This is a genomic window from Lacrimispora sp., assembly GCF_036758025.1.
Taxonomy (GTDB): domain Bacteria; phylum Bacillota; class Clostridia; order Lachnospirales; family Lachnospiraceae; genus Lacrimispora.
On sequence record NZ_DAIOXM010000031.1, the window covers coordinates 16958 to 36510 of the forward strand.

21 protein-coding genes are annotated in these 19553 nt (G+C 44.5%); 18 read left to right on the top strand and 3 right to left on the bottom strand.

Translation table 11 applies throughout. The features are described from left to right. Positions 1–58: 58 nt before the first annotated feature. Positions 59–1000, top strand: coding sequence for a hypothetical protein (locus tag V7M78_RS19565; RefSeq protein ID WP_333652155.1), 942 nt, complete (start codon positions 59–61; stop codon positions 998–1000). 140 nt (positions 1001–1140) lie between these two features. Here V7M78_RS19565 and V7M78_RS19570 read toward each other — a convergent pair whose 3' ends face one another. After that, entirely contained in the window at positions 1141–1377 is a 237-nt protein-coding gene (locus tag V7M78_RS19570) for a helix-turn-helix domain-containing protein (protein ID WP_333652157.1), read from the bottom strand. 9 nt (positions 1378–1386) lie between these two features. Beyond that, on the bottom strand, positions 1387–1875 hold the full coding sequence (locus V7M78_RS19575) for a DUF2975 domain-containing protein (RefSeq protein ID WP_333652160.1): 489 nt from the start codon (positions 1873–1875) through the stop codon (positions 1387–1389). 858 nt (positions 1876–2733) lie between these two features. On the opposite strand from V7M78_RS19575, the gene V7M78_RS19580 reads away from it, so the two are divergent. From V7M78_RS19580 to V7M78_RS19600, 5 genes are all read left to right on the top strand, one after another. After that, a complete protein-coding gene (locus V7M78_RS19580; protein WP_333652162.1) occupies positions 2734–3555 on the top strand; it encodes an AraC family transcriptional regulator in 822 nt (273 codons plus the stop codon). Positions 3556–3643: 88 nt separating this feature from the next. Continuing rightward, positions 3644–4630: an ABC transporter substrate-binding protein gene (locus V7M78_RS19585; RefSeq protein WP_333652165.1), complete on the top strand. Its 987-nt coding sequence runs from the start codon at positions 3644–3646 to the stop codon at positions 4628–4630. A 162-nt stretch (positions 4631–4792) separates the two neighbouring features. After that, on the top strand, positions 4793–5845 hold the full coding sequence (locus tag V7M78_RS19590) for a FecCD family ABC transporter permease (protein WP_333652168.1): 1053 nt from the start codon (positions 4793–4795) through the stop codon (positions 5843–5845). After that, positions 5845–6885, top strand: a complete 1041-nt coding sequence (locus tag V7M78_RS19595; protein WP_333652170.1) for a FecCD family ABC transporter permease — start codon at positions 5845–5847, stop codon at positions 6883–6885. The genes V7M78_RS19590 and V7M78_RS19595 overlap by 1 nt, the downstream gene beginning before the upstream one ends. 19 nt (positions 6886–6904) lie before the next feature. Beyond that, on the top strand, positions 6905–7705 hold the full coding sequence (locus V7M78_RS19600; RefSeq protein WP_333652172.1) for an ABC transporter ATP-binding protein: 801 nt from the start codon (positions 6905–6907) through the stop codon (positions 7703–7705). A 51-nt stretch (positions 7706–7756) separates the two neighbouring features. Here V7M78_RS19600 and V7M78_RS19605 read toward each other — a convergent pair whose 3' ends face one another. Next, positions 7757–8752, bottom strand: a complete 996-nt coding sequence (locus V7M78_RS19605; protein WP_333652237.1) for an SPL family radical SAM protein — start codon at positions 8750–8752, stop codon at positions 7757–7759. Between the two features lie 166 nt (positions 8753–8918). Here V7M78_RS19605 and V7M78_RS19610 point away from each other — a divergent pair, with 166 nt between their 5' ends. The 12 genes from V7M78_RS19610 (at position 8919) to V7M78_RS19665 (ending at position 19550) form a co-directional block, all read left to right on the top strand. Beyond that, positions 8919–9374 (top strand): AraC family transcriptional regulator, encoded by a 456-nt coding sequence (locus V7M78_RS19610; RefSeq protein ID WP_333652175.1) that lies wholly within the window; start codon positions 8919–8921, stop codon positions 9372–9374. A 70-nt stretch (positions 9375–9444) separates the two neighbouring features. Continuing rightward, positions 9445–9873 (top strand): N-acetyltransferase, encoded by a 429-nt coding sequence (locus tag V7M78_RS19615; RefSeq protein ID WP_333652178.1) that lies wholly within the window; start codon positions 9445–9447, stop codon positions 9871–9873. Between the two features lie 28 nt (positions 9874–9901). After that, positions 9902–10414 (top strand): ClbS/DfsB family four-helix bundle protein, encoded by a 513-nt coding sequence (locus tag V7M78_RS19620; protein ID WP_333652181.1) that lies wholly within the window; start codon positions 9902–9904, stop codon positions 10412–10414. A gap of 95 nt (positions 10415–10509) precedes the next feature. After that, a complete protein-coding gene (locus V7M78_RS19625; RefSeq protein WP_333652183.1) occupies positions 10510–12177 on the top strand; it encodes a DUF2207 domain-containing protein in 1668 nt (555 codons plus the stop codon). Between the two features lie 88 nt (positions 12178–12265). Next, complete coding sequence (locus tag V7M78_RS19630) at positions 12266–12538, top strand: hypothetical protein (RefSeq protein WP_333652185.1); 273 nt, start codon at positions 12266–12268, stop codon at positions 12536–12538. 48 nt (positions 12539–12586) lie between these two features. Next, entirely contained in the window at positions 12587–13057 is a 471-nt protein-coding gene (locus V7M78_RS19635) for a hypothetical protein (RefSeq protein ID WP_333652187.1), read from the top strand. A gap of 360 nt (positions 13058–13417) precedes the next feature. Further along, on the top strand, positions 13418–14329 hold the full coding sequence (locus tag V7M78_RS19640) for a LysR family transcriptional regulator (protein WP_333652189.1): 912 nt from the start codon (positions 13418–13420) through the stop codon (positions 14327–14329). Between the two features lie 83 nt (positions 14330–14412). Next, positions 14413–16050 (top strand): nickel ABC transporter substrate-binding protein, encoded by a 1638-nt coding sequence (gene nikA, locus V7M78_RS19645; protein WP_333652192.1) that lies wholly within the window; start codon positions 14413–14415, stop codon positions 16048–16050. Positions 16051–16131: 81 nt separating this feature from the next. Next, positions 16132–17073: a nickel/cobalt ABC transporter permease gene (gene opp1B / locus V7M78_RS19650; protein WP_333652195.1), complete on the top strand. Its 942-nt coding sequence runs from the start codon at positions 16132–16134 to the stop codon at positions 17071–17073. Between the two features lies 1 nt (position 17074). Continuing rightward, positions 17075–17899: a nickel/cobalt ABC transporter permease gene (opp1C, locus tag V7M78_RS19655; RefSeq protein WP_333652198.1), complete on the top strand. Its 825-nt coding sequence runs from the start codon at positions 17075–17077 to the stop codon at positions 17897–17899. Next, positions 17899–18729 (top strand): ABC transporter ATP-binding protein, encoded by an 831-nt coding sequence (locus tag V7M78_RS19660; protein ID WP_333652201.1) that lies wholly within the window; start codon positions 17899–17901, stop codon positions 18727–18729. Before opp1C ends, V7M78_RS19660 begins: the two co-directional genes overlap by 1 nt. Then, entirely contained in the window at positions 18726–19550 is an 825-nt protein-coding gene (locus tag V7M78_RS19665) for an ABC transporter ATP-binding protein (protein WP_333652203.1), read from the top strand. Before V7M78_RS19660 ends, V7M78_RS19665 begins: the two co-directional genes overlap by 4 nt. The last annotated feature ends 3 nt before the right edge of the window (positions 19551–19553 follow it).

The window sequence follows — 19553 nt, forward strand, 5'->3', positions numbered from 1 at the left end:
GCGTTGGAACAGACGCATTTTAATCAACCGGAGGATATTGAATCGAAAGGAGCTCCCAGTGGCGTATTATGATGAAAAAATGCAGTGTCTTCGGCTGCAAATTGAACAAAAAAAGCACAAAGAGTCCAAGCTAAAAGAATTATATTTTCAGAGGGAGTCTTTGAGTGCCAAAGTCGATGAGCTTAAAAAATGTAAGCTGGACGAACAAGCCGATGTTGAACACCTGGAAGGCCATAGTTTAACCGCCTTCTTCTATGGAGTCATTGGCAAAATGGATGAAAAGCTGGACAAAGAACGAGAAGAGGCCTACGCTGCCAGCGTGAAGTATGATGTTGCTGCATATGAACTTTATGCGGTTGAGGAAGACATCAAGCGCTGCGAGGCGGAACTTGATGAACTGCGCCAATGCGAGCAGCAATATGATCAGATCGTGAAGGATAAGTTGGAGGCTGTTAAATCTCTCGGCACTAAAGAAGCTGAGGAAATTCTTCGGGTTGAGGAGCGTATCTCTTATTTAGAGGGGCAGGCCAAAGAAATCCAAGAGGCGCTCAGTGCCGGTCAGACAGCGCTTGAGACTACGGATAATATTCTCTCCAGCCTTAATAGTGCGGAAGGGTGGGGGACTTGGGACTTGATAGGAGGCGGGTTTCTATCGGATATGATAAAGCACGGTCATCTGGATGAAGCCCAGCGGAAGGTTGAGCATTTGCAGGTACAATTGCGCCGCTTTGAAACAGAACTGACCGATGTAAAGATTTCCGCAGATATGCAGGTCGGTATTGGAGGATTTTTGGGCTTTGCAGACTTTTTTTTGGATGGATTGTTTGCAGATTGGGCAGTGCTGGATAAAATTAATAAATCCCAAGCTCAGGTACAGAATACTAAAATCCAGATCGAGCATGTCATGGGCAGTTTGACTGCTATGCTCGGTGTTAATGATAAAAGCCTGGAAAATGAAAAAGCAGTGCTGAATGATTTAATTACGAAGGCAAAGATATGAAACAGTGGGGCATTTGAAACGGAGTAACCAGCCTATTAAGGCCGGTGAGCTGAGAAAATATTTCATGGGGAAATCGGCATAGCACACTAGGCTATGCCGATTTTCGTTATTTCATAGAGAATAAATTCATCTTCATAGAATTACGGTTGATTTGATACATTCTGCACGGGTTCGCTTGCCTTGTATTCAAGTATATCCCCCGGCTGGCACTCCAAAGCTTCGCAAATTGCCTCGAGTGTGGAAAACCGAATTGCTTTTGCTTTTCCATTCTTCAATATAGAAAGATTGGCTAGTGTTATGCCCACCTTTTCAGACAATTCCGTTACACTCATTTTCCTTTTTGCAAGCATTACATCAATATTAATAATAATTGCCATTCAGACACCTCAAACCGTAAAATCATTTTCAGATTTCATGTCTACGGCTTCCTGTAATAGTTTCTGCATTACTGCAACAAAAGCTGACATCAATAACGGAACTGAAACAAATCCAAATCCGATTACGATAAGACCAGGAGCATCTTCTATCTGTGCCACAAGATATATTGCAGGTAACGCTGCTATATATAATAGCCCTGTAATAATTATTCCTGATATTTTAATATACTTTAATACCTTAATCGACGAGTCGGAAAAAACCATGCCTCTGTCAATGTAGCCTAATAATATGATGACTTGGTATATAACAAAGAAAAAGGTTATCATTGCAGCGTACATGCAGATTAAAAATGGATATTTGAAAAAAGCTGTATCAGGTACAAATTTCACTGCATTATTTGCGAAAACAGGAAGCGCAAATATACAAAATACGAATACAGCAAGGCCAATAATCATAAGTGCAATTTTAAGAAAAATTGTGGAAATACGTTGTTTCATACTGTTCACCTCTAACACATTCATAATATTTTCGTCAGACAATACCATCATTCATAACTTTGTTATCAATAGCCTGTTGAAACAGATATTGAAGCACATAAATTAAAGCAACAATAGCAGCTATTATGAGTACCGCCGTCAATCCACCCGTGGACAAAATGGGTAGAATGATACTTATGGAATTTGCGGCTCATATCCAAAGAAAAGCTGTCTCGGCAGATATACACAAAATGCCGGCGCAACTGATCCTATTAGAATAGCGGCTCTTCATAATACCGTAGCAGCTACACACGCCATAAACTACCTCCATAAAAGATTATATTGTTAATATAACACTTGATTTATCGTTTGTCAATAAATAAATATCGAGAATCGGAAGGGTTGCATTTCGATTTACAATTGAGCCGTGAATTCATTAAAAAAGGAGCAAAAAAGGAGCAAGGCATAAACAATTCTCATTTTAAATTGTTCAGATAATTGGTTGGACATAATACTCCGGAGAATATCATAGGAAAATGAACTCCGGAGTGTTATGAAACATACAATATTGGCATAGTCTTTAACTTCCGTGACAAGGGGTTATTCTTGAACTTTCCATTTAAACATGGTATCATGGTATTCTGTAGTTAGTTGATTCTAACCAAACGGCTTATTTGTGATAAAAGTCCGGCATATGCACCAAGATGATTATTTTGCGGGGGAATCAATATTAAAATAAATTTATGTGAAGCAATGGAGGAAGCCATACGGCAGCTCCTTGGCTTGGGACCTATTATCACACAAAGTCAACCTTAACTAAGATTCTGGTTTTAAAATAACAATTAATGAATTTGACAGCCTACTTAGAGGTGAACAAGTATGGACAGACAAAAAATATTTGATTTATATAACAACGCCGGGCTTGTTGTACAAAACATCTACCGAATGCAGCATAAACCCGGATTCAATTACGAGGGGCCTACCATTGATGAACATTACGGTTTAATATTTACATTATCAGGCAAGGGTAGAATGCAGTTTAACGATGCCAAGGGAATCGCACAAAATAACGTAGTATTTCACGGTGGACCCAACTGCTGGCATGAGTATGCTACACTGGGGGAAAATGAATGGGATATTATTATCATAGCTTATGACATTTTGGGTCCCTATGCAAATGATATAACAAGCGGGTACAGCTTAAATACATATCAATCGCCGGAAATAAACAAGCAACTCATTCAAATGCACATGAATCAAAATTTAGATGAGAAAATGTATCGGCTGCGTGCAAATAGTATGTTTTATAATATTCTGTATGAAATTTTCTCGAATACTATGAGCGACCGGGATATGGATGCGCACGCCTTATACAGCCAGATTGCATCATATATCAAGGATCACTGTACACAGGATTTGGACATGCTTTCTGTAGCGCGGCACTTCGGTATTAAGGAAAACAGGCTTCATTATGTCTTTCGCAAATACTCGGAGGTGGGACCTGCAGGTTATCTCAATAACTGCAGAATGTGCCAGGCAGCCGAACTTTTAAGAGTTGGGGGAATCGGTGTAGAAGATGTGGCCTTGACGGTCGGATATTCTGATGCATTCAGTTTCAGCAAGCAATTTAAGAAAAAATATGGAATTCCGCCAAGCTATTTCCAAAAATCATATGACTGTAAAAATAGACATGCATATTAATGATATGGACATTCAAATCTCCATATGGTTTTGCTAAACTAACATATGGTTAATGGTTAGCCGAAGCAAACTATATGGAGGTTTTTATATGAAAAAAATGATAGCTTTACTGCTTTCACTTGTAATACTCACCAGTATACTCGCTGGCTGCGGAAAACAAGCCGCAACTGGTACACCTTCTGCGTCACAAAACACATCCTCTTCCCAGGTGCTAAATGATGAGAAGCCGGATACCAGAATGTATACCGATGAAACCGGGAGAACCGTGGAAATTCCCGTATACCCGGAAAGAATCGTCACAGTCAATATGGTTGCCGAGCTGGTTGCTCTGGGTATAACACCTGTAGGCGGGGCAGACGGATGGCTTCAATATATGGATGACGACCAGAAAAAGGGCATTGAGTCAATTGGTGCGGGTGCTGCCGGAACCCTGAATCTTGAAAAGATTGCAGAACTGGCCCCGGATTTGATTATTACTCCCAATATAGAAAGGGTTACCTCTCCCGAGGTGCTTGCATCCCTGGAAAAAATTGCGCCTACTGTTGTTGGCCCGTGGTACGGTAATGCATTGGAAAACCTTCAGATCATGGGAGAATTGACCGGCAGAACGCAAGAAGCCCGGGACTGGCAGGACAAGTTTAAAATTCATCTTGATGAGGTCAAGGAGTCCCTGAGCGGTATGGTTCAGGCTGGGGAAACCGCCATGGTCATCCAGTTCTATCAGAAGAGTATGTACACCTACCCCTCCAGCACATTCCCTGTTATCTATGAATATCTGGATCTGGACGTTCCGTCCGGCGCCATTTCAAATTTGCAGACAGACGCTTCCCAGCAGACTTTCCAGCTTTCTCTTGAGATCCTGCCTGAATATGATCCCGATTATATTTTTATAACCAAGCTGTCTGATGCAGATGAAGCGTTTATAGCGGAAACAACTAACAACTCAGTGTGGAAGCAATTGTCCGCCGTAAAAAATGGACGTGTTTATGAGCTGGGTTCCCGCCTGTCAGCAGGGGATGTTTTATCCCTCGTATGGTCTATAGATGAGATTCAGCGCTTGATGACAGAAGAGTAAGAATTTACACTGTTTTCCAAGCAGAATCATGATTGAGTACTTTGGAAGCCCAAAAACCGTATGGTCAGTCGGTTTTTGGGCTTCCCGGTCATTAAGGAAGAAAACTAAATGTAACAGCCGTTACAACTGATTCAGGCAAGATAACGGCAAAGGGAGAATATCATGAATCGTCAAAAGGAACCGGAAACCTTGGTTCAGGAAACCAATCAAAAATCAAAGTGCCGTGCTTGGGTGGCTTGGCACATCATCTTCATAGGCAGCGGAATTTTGCCATTGCTCATGGCGTTCTCTATTACCAAGGGAGCGGCAGAAATTCCGCTTTCCTCTGTATGGAACGCCCTGTTCCATTTTAGCGCAGAAAATACCCATCACCTGATCGTAATAGATTTACGGCTTCCCCGTGTTATTGCCAGCGCGCTGGTGGGCGCATCCTTTGCCGTTGCGGGAGCCATCATGCAGGGAATAACGGGAAATCCTATGGCTGATTCAGGTCTGATGGGACTGAATGCCGGGGCGGGTTTTGCTCTGGCCCTATGCTTCGCTTTCTTTCCCGGCATGAAATATATGCAAATCATTCTATTTTCTTTCCTCGGAGCTGCTATGGGAATGGTGCTGGTCAACGGTGCCGCTTCCATGGGCCGGGGCAGTGCAGCTCCCATGCGGCTTGTGCTGGCCGGCGCTGCGGTCAGTGCTTTACTGGCTGCCTTAAGCCAGGGCATTGCGCTGTATTTCGATGTGGCACAGGGTATTATGTTTTGGACAGCAGGCGGTGTGGCTGGCTCCAACTGGGAGCAGATCAAAATAATGACTCCTTTGGTTGCGGCGGCACTGCTTGGTGCTATGGCGCTCTCCCGCAGCATTTCCCTTCTTAGTTTGGGAGAGGAGGCGGCAAAGGGGCTGGGGCTTAATACCGTTATGGTCAATGTACTCTGTTCGGTCATTGTGCTGATTTTGGCAGGTGTATCGGTGTCCATCGTGGGTGCGGTGGGATTTGTCGGCCTGGTCATTCCGCACCTTGCCCGGTATCTCGTCGGCGTAGATTACCGCTGGATCATTCCTTCCTCAGCGGTGCTGGGGGCGCTGTTGGTTGTGTTGGCAGATTTAGGAGCCAGGATAATCAATCCGCCCTTTGAAACCCCCATTGGTGCATTGATTGCGCTGGTTGGCGTGCCTTTCTTCCTGTATCTGGCACGCAGGCAAAGGAGGGCGCTGTAATGGAGGACATACAGAAGAAAAATGAAGTATACAAAAAGAAAATCGTCCTTCGAAATATGATCATTGTCATTGGATGCGGGGCTTTGCTGGCCATTTCTTTTATCGTCAGCATGAATACGGGATATGCCAAATTGTCTCCTATGGATACTCTGCGCACTTTGCTTGGCAGAGGCACCCCCAAGGAAACCTTAATTTTATTTGATTTCCGTCTGCCCCGAATTGTGGTATCCATGCTGGTGGGAATGGGATTGGCTCTCTCCGGATGTATCATTCAGGGGATATCCAGGAACCCGCTGGCAGACCCCGGACTGCTGGGGATTAATGCGGGAGCTGGAATGATGGTGATCCTCTATGTTATGTTTTGGGGTACACAGTCCTTTCTGTCGGTGTTCACCTTGCCCTTTCTGGCACTGGCAGGAGCAGGTGTGACGGCCGTCATCATTTATGCATTGGCCTATAAAAAGGGAGAAGGTATAGCGCCTATGCGTCTGATTTTGACCGGTGTGGCGGTACAAGCGGGTATTTCTGCTCTGACTACTGTGTTGGTGGTGAAGCTGGACGAAACCCAATATAACTTCGTCGCCACATGGCAGGCTGGGAGTATCTGGGGCAGCAACTGGCAGTTTGTATTGGCGTTGCTGCCGTGGCTGGTGATTCTGGTTCCTTATGTACTGACAAAATCCCGGGTGCTGGACGTACTGAATCTTGGAGACAATGTGGCGTACGGCTTGGGTGCGCCGGTGGAAAAGGAACGGCGAAAGCTCCTGGCAGCGTCGGTGGCGCTGGCTGCCTCCTGTGTGGCGGTTAGCGGCAGTATCAGCTTTGTAGGGCTGATCGCCCCTCATCTGGCAAGACGTTTGGTTGGGCCGAAGCATTCAATATTATTGCCTGTCTGCCTGCTCACTGGTGCGGTGCTGGTGTCGGCGGCGGATACGATAGCACGGGTGATTGTGCAGCCCTCGGAGATTCCCACAGGGATTATGGCCGCTATTATTGGCGCTCCCTACTTCCTGTACCTGCTGGCCAAAAGCAAGCAATAGCAAAAAGGAGCTGAATAAAATGAACAGTATTGCAACAGAAAACTTAGCTGTCGCCTACGAGGATCACTTGGTTGTAGACAGCCTGGATATGCAGATACCTCAAGGAAAGATTACAACCATCATCGGGCCCAACGGGTGCGGGAAGTCCACGGTGCTCAAGGCCGTTGGCCGCATCCTTAAACCGAAAAACGGCATGGTGTACTTAAATGGGGACGACATTACCCGTCTTTCCACCAAGGAGGTGGCGAAGAAGATGGCGGTTCTTCCCCAATCCCCCCAGGCCCCGGCGGGGCTGACCGTGGGTGAGCTGGTGGCCTATGGCCGTTTTCCCCATCAGCGGAGCTTCGGAAAGCTAAAACCGGAGGACAGGAAGATTATCAATTGGGCGCTGGAGGTCACAAAACTCACTGAACATGAAAACACGGAGGTAGACAATCTCTCCGGCGGTCAGCGGCAGCGGGTATGGATTGCCATGGCGTTGGCCCAGCAGACCGATTTGATTTTACTGGACGAGCCCACTACCTACCTTGACCTGGCCTACCAATTGGAAGTGTTGGAGCTTCTTTACCGCTTGAACCGGGAGCAGGGCTGCACCATTGTGATGGTGCTCCATGATCTCAATCTTGCCGCACGCTTTGCCGATTATATGATTGCCATCCGCTGCGGAGATATCATCAAGCACGGTACGCCGGAGGAAGTCATGACCGCCGGAATCCTTAAGGAAACCTTCCATATTGATGCGGAGATCGTCAAAGAATCCAGGACAGGACGTCCCACCTGCATCTCCTATGATCTGATTCATAAATGGGGCGGCATGTGATACTTCTTGTCAAAACACAAAGCAGCATGTTATGAAGCCGTCTGCGCAGTATTATGAAATATACAATATTGGCATGTTTTTTAACTGCCGTGACAGCCTTTCCCGCAAAAAGGATTCGACCTCCGCGCGTATATCATTCCGGTAAGAATACTTACCCCGCCCCCGCCCGGTCATTGTTTCCCGGTCGAGAAGCTGTATGGCATTTGGAAATGCATCTGTATTAATCGCGTTTTGCACGAAGCTGTATGTCATCAATATAATTTCTATAAAGCCATTTTGTGTGACCTTAACACTCAGTTCATCTGCCAGTTGATCAATCAGCTCTCCGTACATGCGTTTCCAGTCCGGAAGCAGTATCACGGGAGCAATCAGCAGCCCAACTGGATATCCGGCTTCCGCCATGGCATTAAGGGCACGGATTCTTGCGTGCAGCGGGGAGGTTCCCAGTTCTATGCGTTGTATTATTTCTTGCGGATTCACGCTCATTCGAAATATGGTTTTCCCTTTGTGGTCAAGGTTAAGCAATGGATTCACCATATCAAATTTTGTCGGAAATGTCAGACTCCCCCGGCCTTCATGGGAAAAACGCTCAATTGTATAGATCAAATTATTTGTTATTGTATTTTCCAGCAGCAAATCGCTGTTGCTGCCAATCTCAAAGGTTTGGGGAGCCGGAGCCCCGGCATCTTTTTTCAGCAGCCTGTCCAGCATTTGCTCGCGGTTGACAAACAACCGCAAATAGGCGCATTTATTGTAATTACAGACCAGATAACAGTATAGGCACATGGCTTTGCAGCCTGAGGACGTATAGGGTACAAGCCAATCTGAAACCTTATGATTGGGGACGTACCGATGGGTTTTTCTGGTCCCTATGATCAAATGATTTTTTAGTCTTGGAAAGTCCTGGTTGGGTGACGCAGTCATTTCCGGTATATGGTTATGATTCTCTATGGATATCCAAGGCAGGTCTGCATATTTGCTCTGCAACTCCAGTCCCAACTGATAATCAAGCACTCCTGGTTCATAATAAACCGCATCAAAGCTCATATTCATGTGAACACCTCCGATGAGAATAGTTTACCGAAAATTGCGGAAATTATTTCTGTACGGAGAGTTCAATGCAACAATTTTAAAAAATAAGTTGAAATACATTTTAAAGCATTATATGATGAATTCAGACATCGATGTACTCTATTAAAAAAGAAGGTAAGTTATGAATGTCAGTATTGAAATGATACCATCATATAAAATCGCTTATATACGAAGAACAGGCTCCTACGGTTCAGAGAATGTGCAGATAATGGAACAATTAAAAAGCTGGGCAAGAGAGAAGAACTTATTTAATGAAGATTCAATTATATTAGGAATAGTCCGAGATAATCCTCAATTCACAGAGCCTGAAAATTGCCGTTATGATACATGTTTCGTTGTTTCGGATGAGTTTAAGGCTGACGATGAATCTATTAATTTTGGAAAAATCATGGGCGGAACGTATTGTGTATTTAAAATAAGCCATACCGCAGATGGGGTGCAAAAAGCATGGCTGGAGATATTTTCGGAGTTAGGTAAAAGAAATTATGAATTTGATGGCAGAAGACTTATTATGGAACGCTATGCAATGCAGATGATAAAACAACACCATTGTGAGATTTGCGTACCAATATTATAAAGTAATATTAAATTAAATTCCGATTTACCGGGCAACCTTGAAATACATGTATTTATAAAAAGAGGTAAGTATGATTAGAAGGTTTAAAATTGATCACTTAGAAGCGGTCATGAAAATATGGCTGGAATCGAATATTTCGGCTCACGATTTTATTAGCCGGAATTACTGGCAGGAGAATTATAAGCAAGTTGAAAAGGTGTTACCTGATGCAGAAATATTTGTTTATGAAGAAGGAGATGCAGTTCTGGGGTTTATTGGGTTGACAGAAAATTATATTGCCGGAATATTTGTTGATGCAAACAGTCAATCCCAAGGGATAGGAAAAGCGTTGCTTGATCACGTTAAGAAAAGCAGCACCCAATTGTTACTGCAGGTTTATAAAAAGAATTCCCGGGCGGTCAGATTCTACATAAGAGAAGGCTTTGCTGTATTAAATGAGCAGACAGATGAACATACCGGCGAAACAGAGCTTGTAATGAGTTGGATAAAATTAATATAAATAAATTATAATTTGAAGGCGGTGCAATATGCAGGAATACAAAGATAAACAAGAATTGATTGATGAAATATCAAAGCGGGCCCAATTATTCATTGATGAATTTTCCTCTGTTACAGAAGCAGATAAAAACAAATTGGTTGATGATGTTGATCGGACTCCTGCACAAATGATAGCTTATCAATTAGGATGGCTTAATCTTATTCTTGATTGGGAAAAACAAGAACTGCAAGGAAATACGGTGGCAACTCCCCATGCTGACTATAAGTGGAACAATCTTGGCGGATTATATGACAGCTTCTATAAACAATATGAAAATTACAGCTTGCAGGATTTAAAAAGTATATTTGGAGAAACAGTACAGCAAATCATCAACCTGGCAGAAAGCTACACGGATGCAGAACTTTTTCAGTCTGGCGGCAGAAAATGGGCTTCCTCAACACCTGCTAACTGGCCAATCTGGAAATGGATTCACATAAACACTGTTGCACCATTTAAGACATTTAGAAGTAAAATTAGAAAATGGAAAAAGCAGAACGGGTAAATAGGAATTTATCAGGAGATTTTTAACTGTGGATTATTTATATAATGGGAATTTCAATAACTTATTGTTCATATCAACAAGGCAGGAGATGGCTAATGAAATTAAAACAAAAAAGATTGCTCGCTTTTTTCGTATTGTTCACAGTACTGTTCATCCTGAGTGCAGTTTCAGTATTTGCAGAAGAGGATGGGATACCGTCTATTAAGCTGGATGTCATTCTTCAGAGTGACGGCTCTGCGGTCATAACTGAGATCTGGGATGTGCGCGGTGTATCCGGCGGTACGGAATATTACAAGGCTCTGAATAACATGGATGGGATGAGCGTCCATTCCCTGACTGTATGGGACGAGTCGGGAACCCAATACAAAACCCTGGATGTCTGGAACACAAAGCTCTCCAGAGAGGAGAAGTCCGGTACCTGCGGCATCCTGAAAACCTCCGATGGATATGAACTCTGTTGGGGCATTGGCAGCTATGGCAACCATCAATATACCATCCGGTATACCGTAGATGGATTGGTAAAGGATTATGGTGACTATGCAGGATTCTATCATCAGTTTATATCGGAACTTTCAAGTGCTCCGGAATCAGCTTATATTAAAATTCGGATGGTGGATACAGGTCTGACGGAAAACAACGCCCGGATCTGGGCATATGGCTTTACAGGAGAAGTAGAGATTGGAAGCGACGACAGCCTTAATGTTTTTTCTTCTGAAGCTTTGGATGGCGGAGACTATGTAAATGTACTGTGCCGCTTTGACAGAAGCTTGTTCCCGCTGGCCCCCGCAGCCGACATCTCTTTTGAAAAGTTGCAGAAATCTGCAGAAAATATAAACTCTAATACGGCATTGTATATCGTTCTTGCTGCTATAGGTTCGGTTATTGCCGTGACCGTTCTTTTAATCACTTTCTATTCTTCACAATATAAACTGGCAGACGGCACAGTCATGCGGCTTCCAAGACAGAAACAAATAGATTTAAATTGGTCGGTTCCTTTTGGCAGCAGCATTCCTGCTGTATATTCCGCAATGCTGCTGCTGCGCAAAGGCATTTCCAGTGAAATGCTTATGAGCGCGTATCTTATCCGCTGGCAGAAGGTGGGTTATATCCGCATAGAAAAGCGGGAAAACGAGCGAACTAAAAAAAGGAGTCAAGAAGAAGTCATTGTATTTAGCCTGGATAAAATACTGGACCCAGGGGTGGAGCGGGAGCTGTATGAAATCTTAACCGACAACACTGACCGTGACGGCATTCTTTGGACCTCTGACATCGGAAAGAGAGCGAAGGCGCTTTATGAGAAGCTCACTGCATGGGCGGCAGAAGTAAAAAGTGAAGGCGATCAAGCATTAATCCTGTCAGGTGCGGCGGCAACGGATACAAAGGGCACTGTTCGGTTTACTGCATCTGGGTTTGAGCATGCTGTCAAACTGCTGGGGTTCCGGAAATACCTGATAGAACTGCGCAGGCAAAGTGAAGACAGGTCAGTTCATGGAGAACTTTGGGGGGATTATCTTGTGTTTGCTATCTTGTTTGGCATGGGAGAGCATGTCCTGGAAAGCATGAAAGCTCTTGACCCTGCATATTTTGATACCTTTACAGGCATGTACGGCTACAACGCCTACACCATGATATACCTCATGAATATGACAAATCACATTTCCAGCGCTGCATCTCCAACCAATAACACGTCTGGGATCGGCGGAGGAGCAAGTTCAGTCGGCGGAGGAGGTTTCTCCGGAGGAGGCGGAGGAGGCAGCCGGTAATGGAGGCAGCGATATCTTATGGCATTTTCCATTATGAGCATAATGGGAAGTTAAATCGGGATTTGTCACGGGAAAGAAAGGCCGAAAAATGGATAAGCAAAAGAATGAAAAGGAAAGAAAAGAGTTAAATAAAAAGCTTTTAAAGAATACCTTTAAAAGCGAAGTTAAAAATAGAAAAAAAGTAAAAATTATTGAATATATAATTGATTTTTTTGGTATTTTCATTGCATTTTATTTAGCAGATTTGATAGTAGAAATATTGTCAATTAAATCCTGGTTCATGGATATGGCAATAAATGTTGTGCTTATATTTGTAATACTTTCTATTAGTTCAATATTTGTAAGAAAGATATGGAAGTGAGAACTGTAACCAAACAGAAATTACAATTTTAATTTAGTGGGGATAAGTATGGGACATTTCGGTTTTTCTTATATAGGTCTGATTTTCTTGCTGATGCTGATAGTCCCTAACCTCATATGGACAAGGCATCAGCCTAAGGAGTATGATTCTCAAAACGAAAGTGAAATTTTGGTGGCTTTTGAACGCATTGGACAGATTCTTGTTACCTGCACTGCCCTCATTTTTTCAGACTTCAATCTTCGCCCGTGGTCAACATGGACGCTGTGGCTGATTGCCGCAGTACTACTGATGCTCTTGTATGAAGCATGGTGGATTAGATATTTTAAAAGCAAAAAGACCTTATGGGACTTTTACAGCAGCATTTGGGGTGTTCCGGTAGCCGGTGCAACATTACCAGTAGCCGCGTTTTTTCTGCTTGGTGTGTATGGGAAAGTAATTTGGCTTTTGATTTCTGTTGTGATTCTGGGAATCGGACACATTGGAATCCACTTACAGCACCGAAAGAAGATAAAGCACTGAAATTCAATTGGGCATATAAATATGAAACGGGAAAAATGGGAGTTGATGATAAAAATTATCGTTAACTTCATGGACAAACCAACTCTTTATTGATAAACTAAAACTGTTAGAGAAATCTAACCGACAGACCAACCAAGAAAACCAGCAAAAAAATCCAACCCTCCCTATTGCCTTCGGGCAGTAATCCTCAGGGCTGATAGAAATATAAGAAGAGGTTTTGCAGAGGAGATTAGCACCCATCGCCTCTGTAAAGCCTCTTTCTATTACTTATAACGCCCCAATATCCAATAATCCCATAACTACACCCCTCCATTCCAACCCAGGAGGCCGCCAAGAGTTCAGAAAGGAACAAAAAGACAAATGGAAATCAAGCAATTAGAATACTTTGTTGCAACCGCCGACCACGGCAGTTTAAACCGGGCAGCCGAGAGACTATACACCTCCCAACCCAATGTAAGCAAGGTAATAGCCGCCCTTGAAAAGGAAATAGGCGTGCAGTTATTCAAACGAAACAACCGGGGAATTGAGCTTACGGAGCATGGAAAAATGCTGTACGGCCATGCAGCTTCTATTTTAAAAAGCTCTGATATCATACTTTCCATGGCGCAGAAGCAGACACGCCGCAGCTTCAGTGTATCCGGTTATCAAAGCAGCCTTATTGCAAGATTTATGGCGGAGATTTATGAAGGTAAGAAAAACGAACTGAAACTGGAATACAGGGAAGGAGTAGTAGAGGAAATTACAGACAATGTAGCAGATCATATATCTGAAATCGGCATCGTCTACATTGCCAAAGATCAAATCTGCTGCTTCCGCCACATCATCGGTCATAAAAAGCTGGAATTCCATCCCCTTTTCCAGCGGGGAATCTGCATTTATATAGGAAGCAAACATCCTCTCTACAACAGGGACAGCATTGACTTTTCCGAGTTAACCGACCTTAAATTTATGCAGGGAAAGGAAGATTTTTTTGCCATAGAGAATCATATTGAAAAGATCAGCGGAGGCGCCGCCCATTTAGAAAATTTAAACACCGCTTTTTATACCAACAGCGACTACATGATCCACAACCTGCTTAAAAATACGGACGTATGCTGCATGGGAATTGATCTGGTATCAAGAGACTATGAAAACCAGGGAATAAAAGCGTTAAAAGTAAACAACTGCCAGCATTTTCTCACGCTAGGATATGTGAACCGCAAAAAGGATGAGCTGTCTGAAGAGAGCAAAATGCTGATCGAAAAATTAGTTAGTTATAACGAATCGCTATAACAGCCCTCTTCCGATTTGGTATTAGTAAGTCTAGACTAACTGTGCTATTATGATCCATAGTCAAAAACAAAAGGAGAGCTGACATGAAAAAAAGACTTTTTGGATTATATGCGGCAGGCATTCTGGCTGCGTCAATATTAGCAGGCTGCGGAAATTCCGCCGCCCCATCAAAGGAAGAGAGCACTTCCGTACAGGCAGAAGCATCTGCCGGAGAGCAGGAGAGCGGGGCAGAAGCGAAAGATGAACTGGTATTTGTCAATTACAGAGATATCAGAGACTTAAACCCTCACCTGTATGCAGGAGAAATGTATGCCCAGGAAATGCTTTATGAAACCCTGGTAACTATTTCAGACAAAGGCTATGAGCCCTGCCTGGCAGAAAGCTGGACAGTGAGCGAGGACGGAAAGGTTTATACCTTTAAGATCCGTAAGGGCGTAACCTTCTCCGACGGAGAGGTATGCGATGCCAATGCCATAAAGGCCAACTTCGATGCTATCATTGAGAACAAGGACCGCCACACCTGGCTGGAAATGATGAACCTTCTGGTAGGAGTGTCCGCTCCTGATGACGAAACCTTTGTGATCGAACTGACAGAGCCTTACTATCCCATGCTGACAGAGCTTGGAGTGACACGGCCCTTTGCCATGATTTCCCCTAAGGCCATGAAAGACGGCAGCACAAAGGATGGCGTTAATGAATACATAGGAACCGGTGCATACGTTCTGACAGATTTCGTTACAGATGAATATGCAGTATTTGAAGTCAACGAAAACTACTGGGGAGAGAAGCCGGCCATTAAAAAGATTACGGTAAAAGTAATCCCGGACAACCAGACCAGAATTCTGGCCCTTGAAAAAGGAGAAATCGACCTCATATTCGGAAAGAACATGATCGATGCTGATGCAGTGAATAAATACGTGGACAGTGAAGATTTCCAGGTTTCCTTATCAGATCCCACATCCACCAGACAGATTGTATTAAATACTTCCAATGCTATTTTAAAGGATAAGGTTGTACGCCAGGCTATTCAGCACGCCACCAACCGCCAGGCCATTTCCGACGGTATTTTCTACGGACTGGAAGCTCCTGCTGATACCCTGTTTTCCTCAACTGTTCCTTACTGCAATATTAACCTGAAGCCATATGCATATGATGCTGACTTAGCAGGAACTATGCTGGAAGAAGCAGGCTGGGCAATGGGCAGCAGCGGTATCAGGGAAAAAGACGGAACTCCTCTTGCTCTTTCCCTGCTCTACAACAGTGACAGCGTTACAGAAAAAACTATTTCAGAATACCTTCAGTCTGAATACAGAAAGCTGGGAATCCAGCTGGATATCAAGGGAGAAGAAGAACAGTCTTACCGTGATAATATGAAGGCAGGACATTTTGACATGGTATTCAATATCTGCTGGGGAACCCCTTATGATCCTCAGTCCTCACTGGCAGCTATGAGACAGCCGGTGTACGGAGATTACGCAGCCCAGCTTGGACTGGATGACAAAGCGGAAATCGACCAGGCTATTACAGATATTCTGGTTTCCACTGACGAAGCCAAAAGACAGGAACTTTACACCTTTGTTCTCACCAGACTTCATGAGGATGCCGTGTATATTCCTCTGACCTTTGAGTGCAACAAAGCCATCAGTACCTCTTCATTAAAGGGAGTAGGCTTCACCCAGACTCAGTATGAGGTGCCGTTTACCCAGATGTATTTCGAATAGAGGGAAATCAGGAAACAAGAAAACATGCATGCCGGTCCTTAAATCTCAGGACAGGCATGCTTTTTTCGGAAAGGACCTCCTATGAAAGCTTATATTGTAAAGCGGATTTTATCGGCTGTTCCGCTTTTGCTGTGCATTTCTTTTTTGTGTTTTGTTTTTATCAACTTAATCCCCTCTGACCCGGCAGAGGTGGCCCTTCGTGTGCGCCAGACGCCTATTATTACTGAGGAAGCCATTGCACAGGTCCGGGAGGAACTGGGGTTAAATGATCCCTATATGGTCCGCTATTTCCGGTGGCTGGCAGACTGCCTCCGTCTGGATTTTGGGGTTAGCTACACCAATCCGGCCAGAACCGTTCTGGGAGAAATTCAGAGATGTCTGCCTGCCACTGCAGTACTGGCTTCTGCTTCTCTGGTCTTTGTCATTGTACTGAGCCTTCCCATCGGCTTTTTCTGCGCCGTGTATAAGGACAGCTGGTTTGACCGGATTGTCCGGGGAATTGTGTTTATGACCACTGCCATGCCTGCCTATTGGATCGGGCTTTTAATGATATGGCTCATCAGCATCAAGATGGACTTGCTTCCCACCAGCGGAAGCGGAAGTTGGAAACATCTGCTTTTACCGGCCTTTACCGTTTCCCTGACCTATATTTCCACCTACATCCGCCTCATCCGCAACAACATGCTGGAAAATATGAAGGAAGACTATGTGCTGTATGCCAATGTGAGAGGCTTGAAGCAGAAAAATATTCTGGTCAGGCACATTTTGAAAAACTCTCTCCATACGTGTATTGTAGCCATTGGTATGAGCATCCCTCAGTTAATGGCAGGAACCATTGTAGTGGAAAATGTATTTGCCTGGCCCGGTCTTGGAAAGCTGTGTATCAACTCCATCTTTAACCGGGATTATCCGGTCATACAGACTTACGTTCTGCTGATCGGAACCCTGTTTGTTGTGTTTAACCTGTTATTTGATATTATCCAGTGTATCGCTGACCCAAGACTGAGAAGGGAGGTATCCTGATATGTGGAAGCGTTTATTTCAGAACAAAATGGCTCTTATTATGATGTGCCTCCTTGGAATTGTGGCGCTGCTGGGTATATTTGCCCCCTTGGTGGCCCCCAATGATCCATACGAAAACGATATATTAAACAAATTTGCCCCCTACAGCCTCCAGTTCCCCTTGGGAACAGACCATTTGGGCCGGTGTATTCTGTCCAGAATGATCTACGGAATCCGTCCCACCCTGTTTCTTTCCCTTGTGACCATGATAGGAACCATTGGTCTTGGAACCATTCTGGGCCTTTTGGCCGGGTATTTCCGGGGACCGGTGGAAGAAATCATTATGCGGTCCGTGGATGTGATGATGTCCTTTCCCAGCCAGATCATGGTATTTGCCGTAGTGGCCCTTCTGGGTATTGACGTGCGCAACGTAATCATGGCAAATGTGCTGATCAAATGGGCCTGGTATGCCCGAATGATCCGTACCAACGTAATGAAATACAGAGACAGGAACTTTGTTCTCTATTCCAGATGCATCGGAACCGGGGAACGGTTTATTCTGGCAAGACACCTGTTGCCAAGCATTGCATCGGAAATGGCGGTTTTAGCAACTCTGGACATTGGCTGGGCAATCCTTAATATTTCTACCCTCTCTTTCCTGGGACTTGGAGTACAGGCTCCTATTCCGGAGTGGGGAGCCATGCTCAATGAGGCGAAAAATGTCATGACCACAAATCCCATACAGATGATTGCGCCGGGAGTTGCCATTGTGGTGGTAGTGGCGGCTTTTAACCTGCTGGGAGATGCCTTAAGAGATGCCCTGGACCCGAAGGAGGTGCAGATTTAATGACCCCTATTCTGGAAGTGAAGAATTTAAAAGTGGATTTTCATTATAAAAAACGGGTCCAGCCCATTATCAAAGGGGTGGATTTTGCCCTGTACTCAGGCCAGTGCCTTGGCATACTGGGAGAATCAGGAAGCGGAAAAAGCATGAGCAGCAAGGCCATTATGGGGCTTTTGGACCAGAGCTTTTCTGTTTCAGGGGAAGCCGTTTACCGGGGAGAAGACCTGCTGAAAAAGAATAAAGAGGAGCTGAGACGGATTCGGGGAAAGGGAGTCTGCATGATTTTACAAAATCCCATGACCTGTTTTGACCCTCTCTACCGGATTGATGACCAGATGGCAGAAACTTATCAGGAACACTTGAATCTGCCCAGAGCACAAATCTACGAGAAATCCATAGAAGTGCTGGAAACCATGCAGATTAAAAATCCGCAGGAAGTGTTGAAAAAATATCCCCACCAGCTGAGCGGAGGCATGCTCCAGCGAATCATGATTGGGTTAGCCATGTCCATGGAACCGGATATTCTGATTGCCGATGAGCCGACCACGGCCATTGACGCCATCACCCAGTTTGAAATCATGAAGGAATTTGAACGGATTAAAAAAGAAGCCAAAACAGCCATGATATTTATTACCCATGATTTAGGGGTTATTTCCCGGATTGCGGATCACGTTCTGGTGATGAACCAGGGCGTGGTGGCTGACCGGGGAACCTTCCAGGAGATCATGGAACAGGCCAAGGACCCTTATACCAGACTGCTGGTGGAAAAGAGAAAGGCTGTTATGAAGAAATACCGGTATGCCATGAAGGGAATGGAGGTGAAGGAGGCATGATAAAGGCAGAGCACATTGATGTCAGTTTCCGGAAGGAAAATCAGGAGACCGTGTTTGGAAAAGAGCGGCAGCAGGTGTTGTTTGACGTCTCCTTTGAAGTGAAGGAAGGGGAGTGTCTGGGGATTTTAGGAGAAAGCGGAAGCGGAAAAAGCACCCTGGGAAGAGTTCTTTGCGGGCTTTTAAAGCCGGACAAGGGAAGTGTTGAGCTGGATGGAATGCCCCTTACCGGAAGAGGCAGAAAAAAGGAAAAGACTGTGATCAGCGTGGTATTTCAGGATTACACCACCTCCGCCAACCCCAGATTCCGGGTCAGAGATTTAATTGGAGAATCCCTGATGGTGCGGGAAAGAAGGGAAAAGATCAAGCTGGAGAGGGAAGCAGAGCTTGAAAAGCTGCTGGAGCTGGTTGGGCTGGATATGAGCTATTCCGAGCGCTTTCCCCATGAACTGAGCGGCGGCCAGCTTCAGCGGGTATGCATTGCCAGGGCGATTGCTGTAAACCCAAGGATCATCTTATTTGATGAAGCCATCAGTTCCTTAGATGCCCATACTCAGGTTCAGGTTATGGACCTTTTAAAGGACATTCAGGAGAAGAGAAAGCTGACTTATGTTTTTATTACCCATGACCTTACCTCAGTCACTTATTTGTGCAGCCGCGTCCTCTTTTTGTATCAGGGGAAAGTGGCGGAAATCAGGGATGTGGAGGACATTGCCGGAGTGACCCATCCCTATGCGAAAAGGTTACTGGAATCTGTCATGGATTTTGACCAGATTCAGGATTTGGAAGCTGATAAAAAAGATGGCTGGGAACAGGCTGTTTGAAGA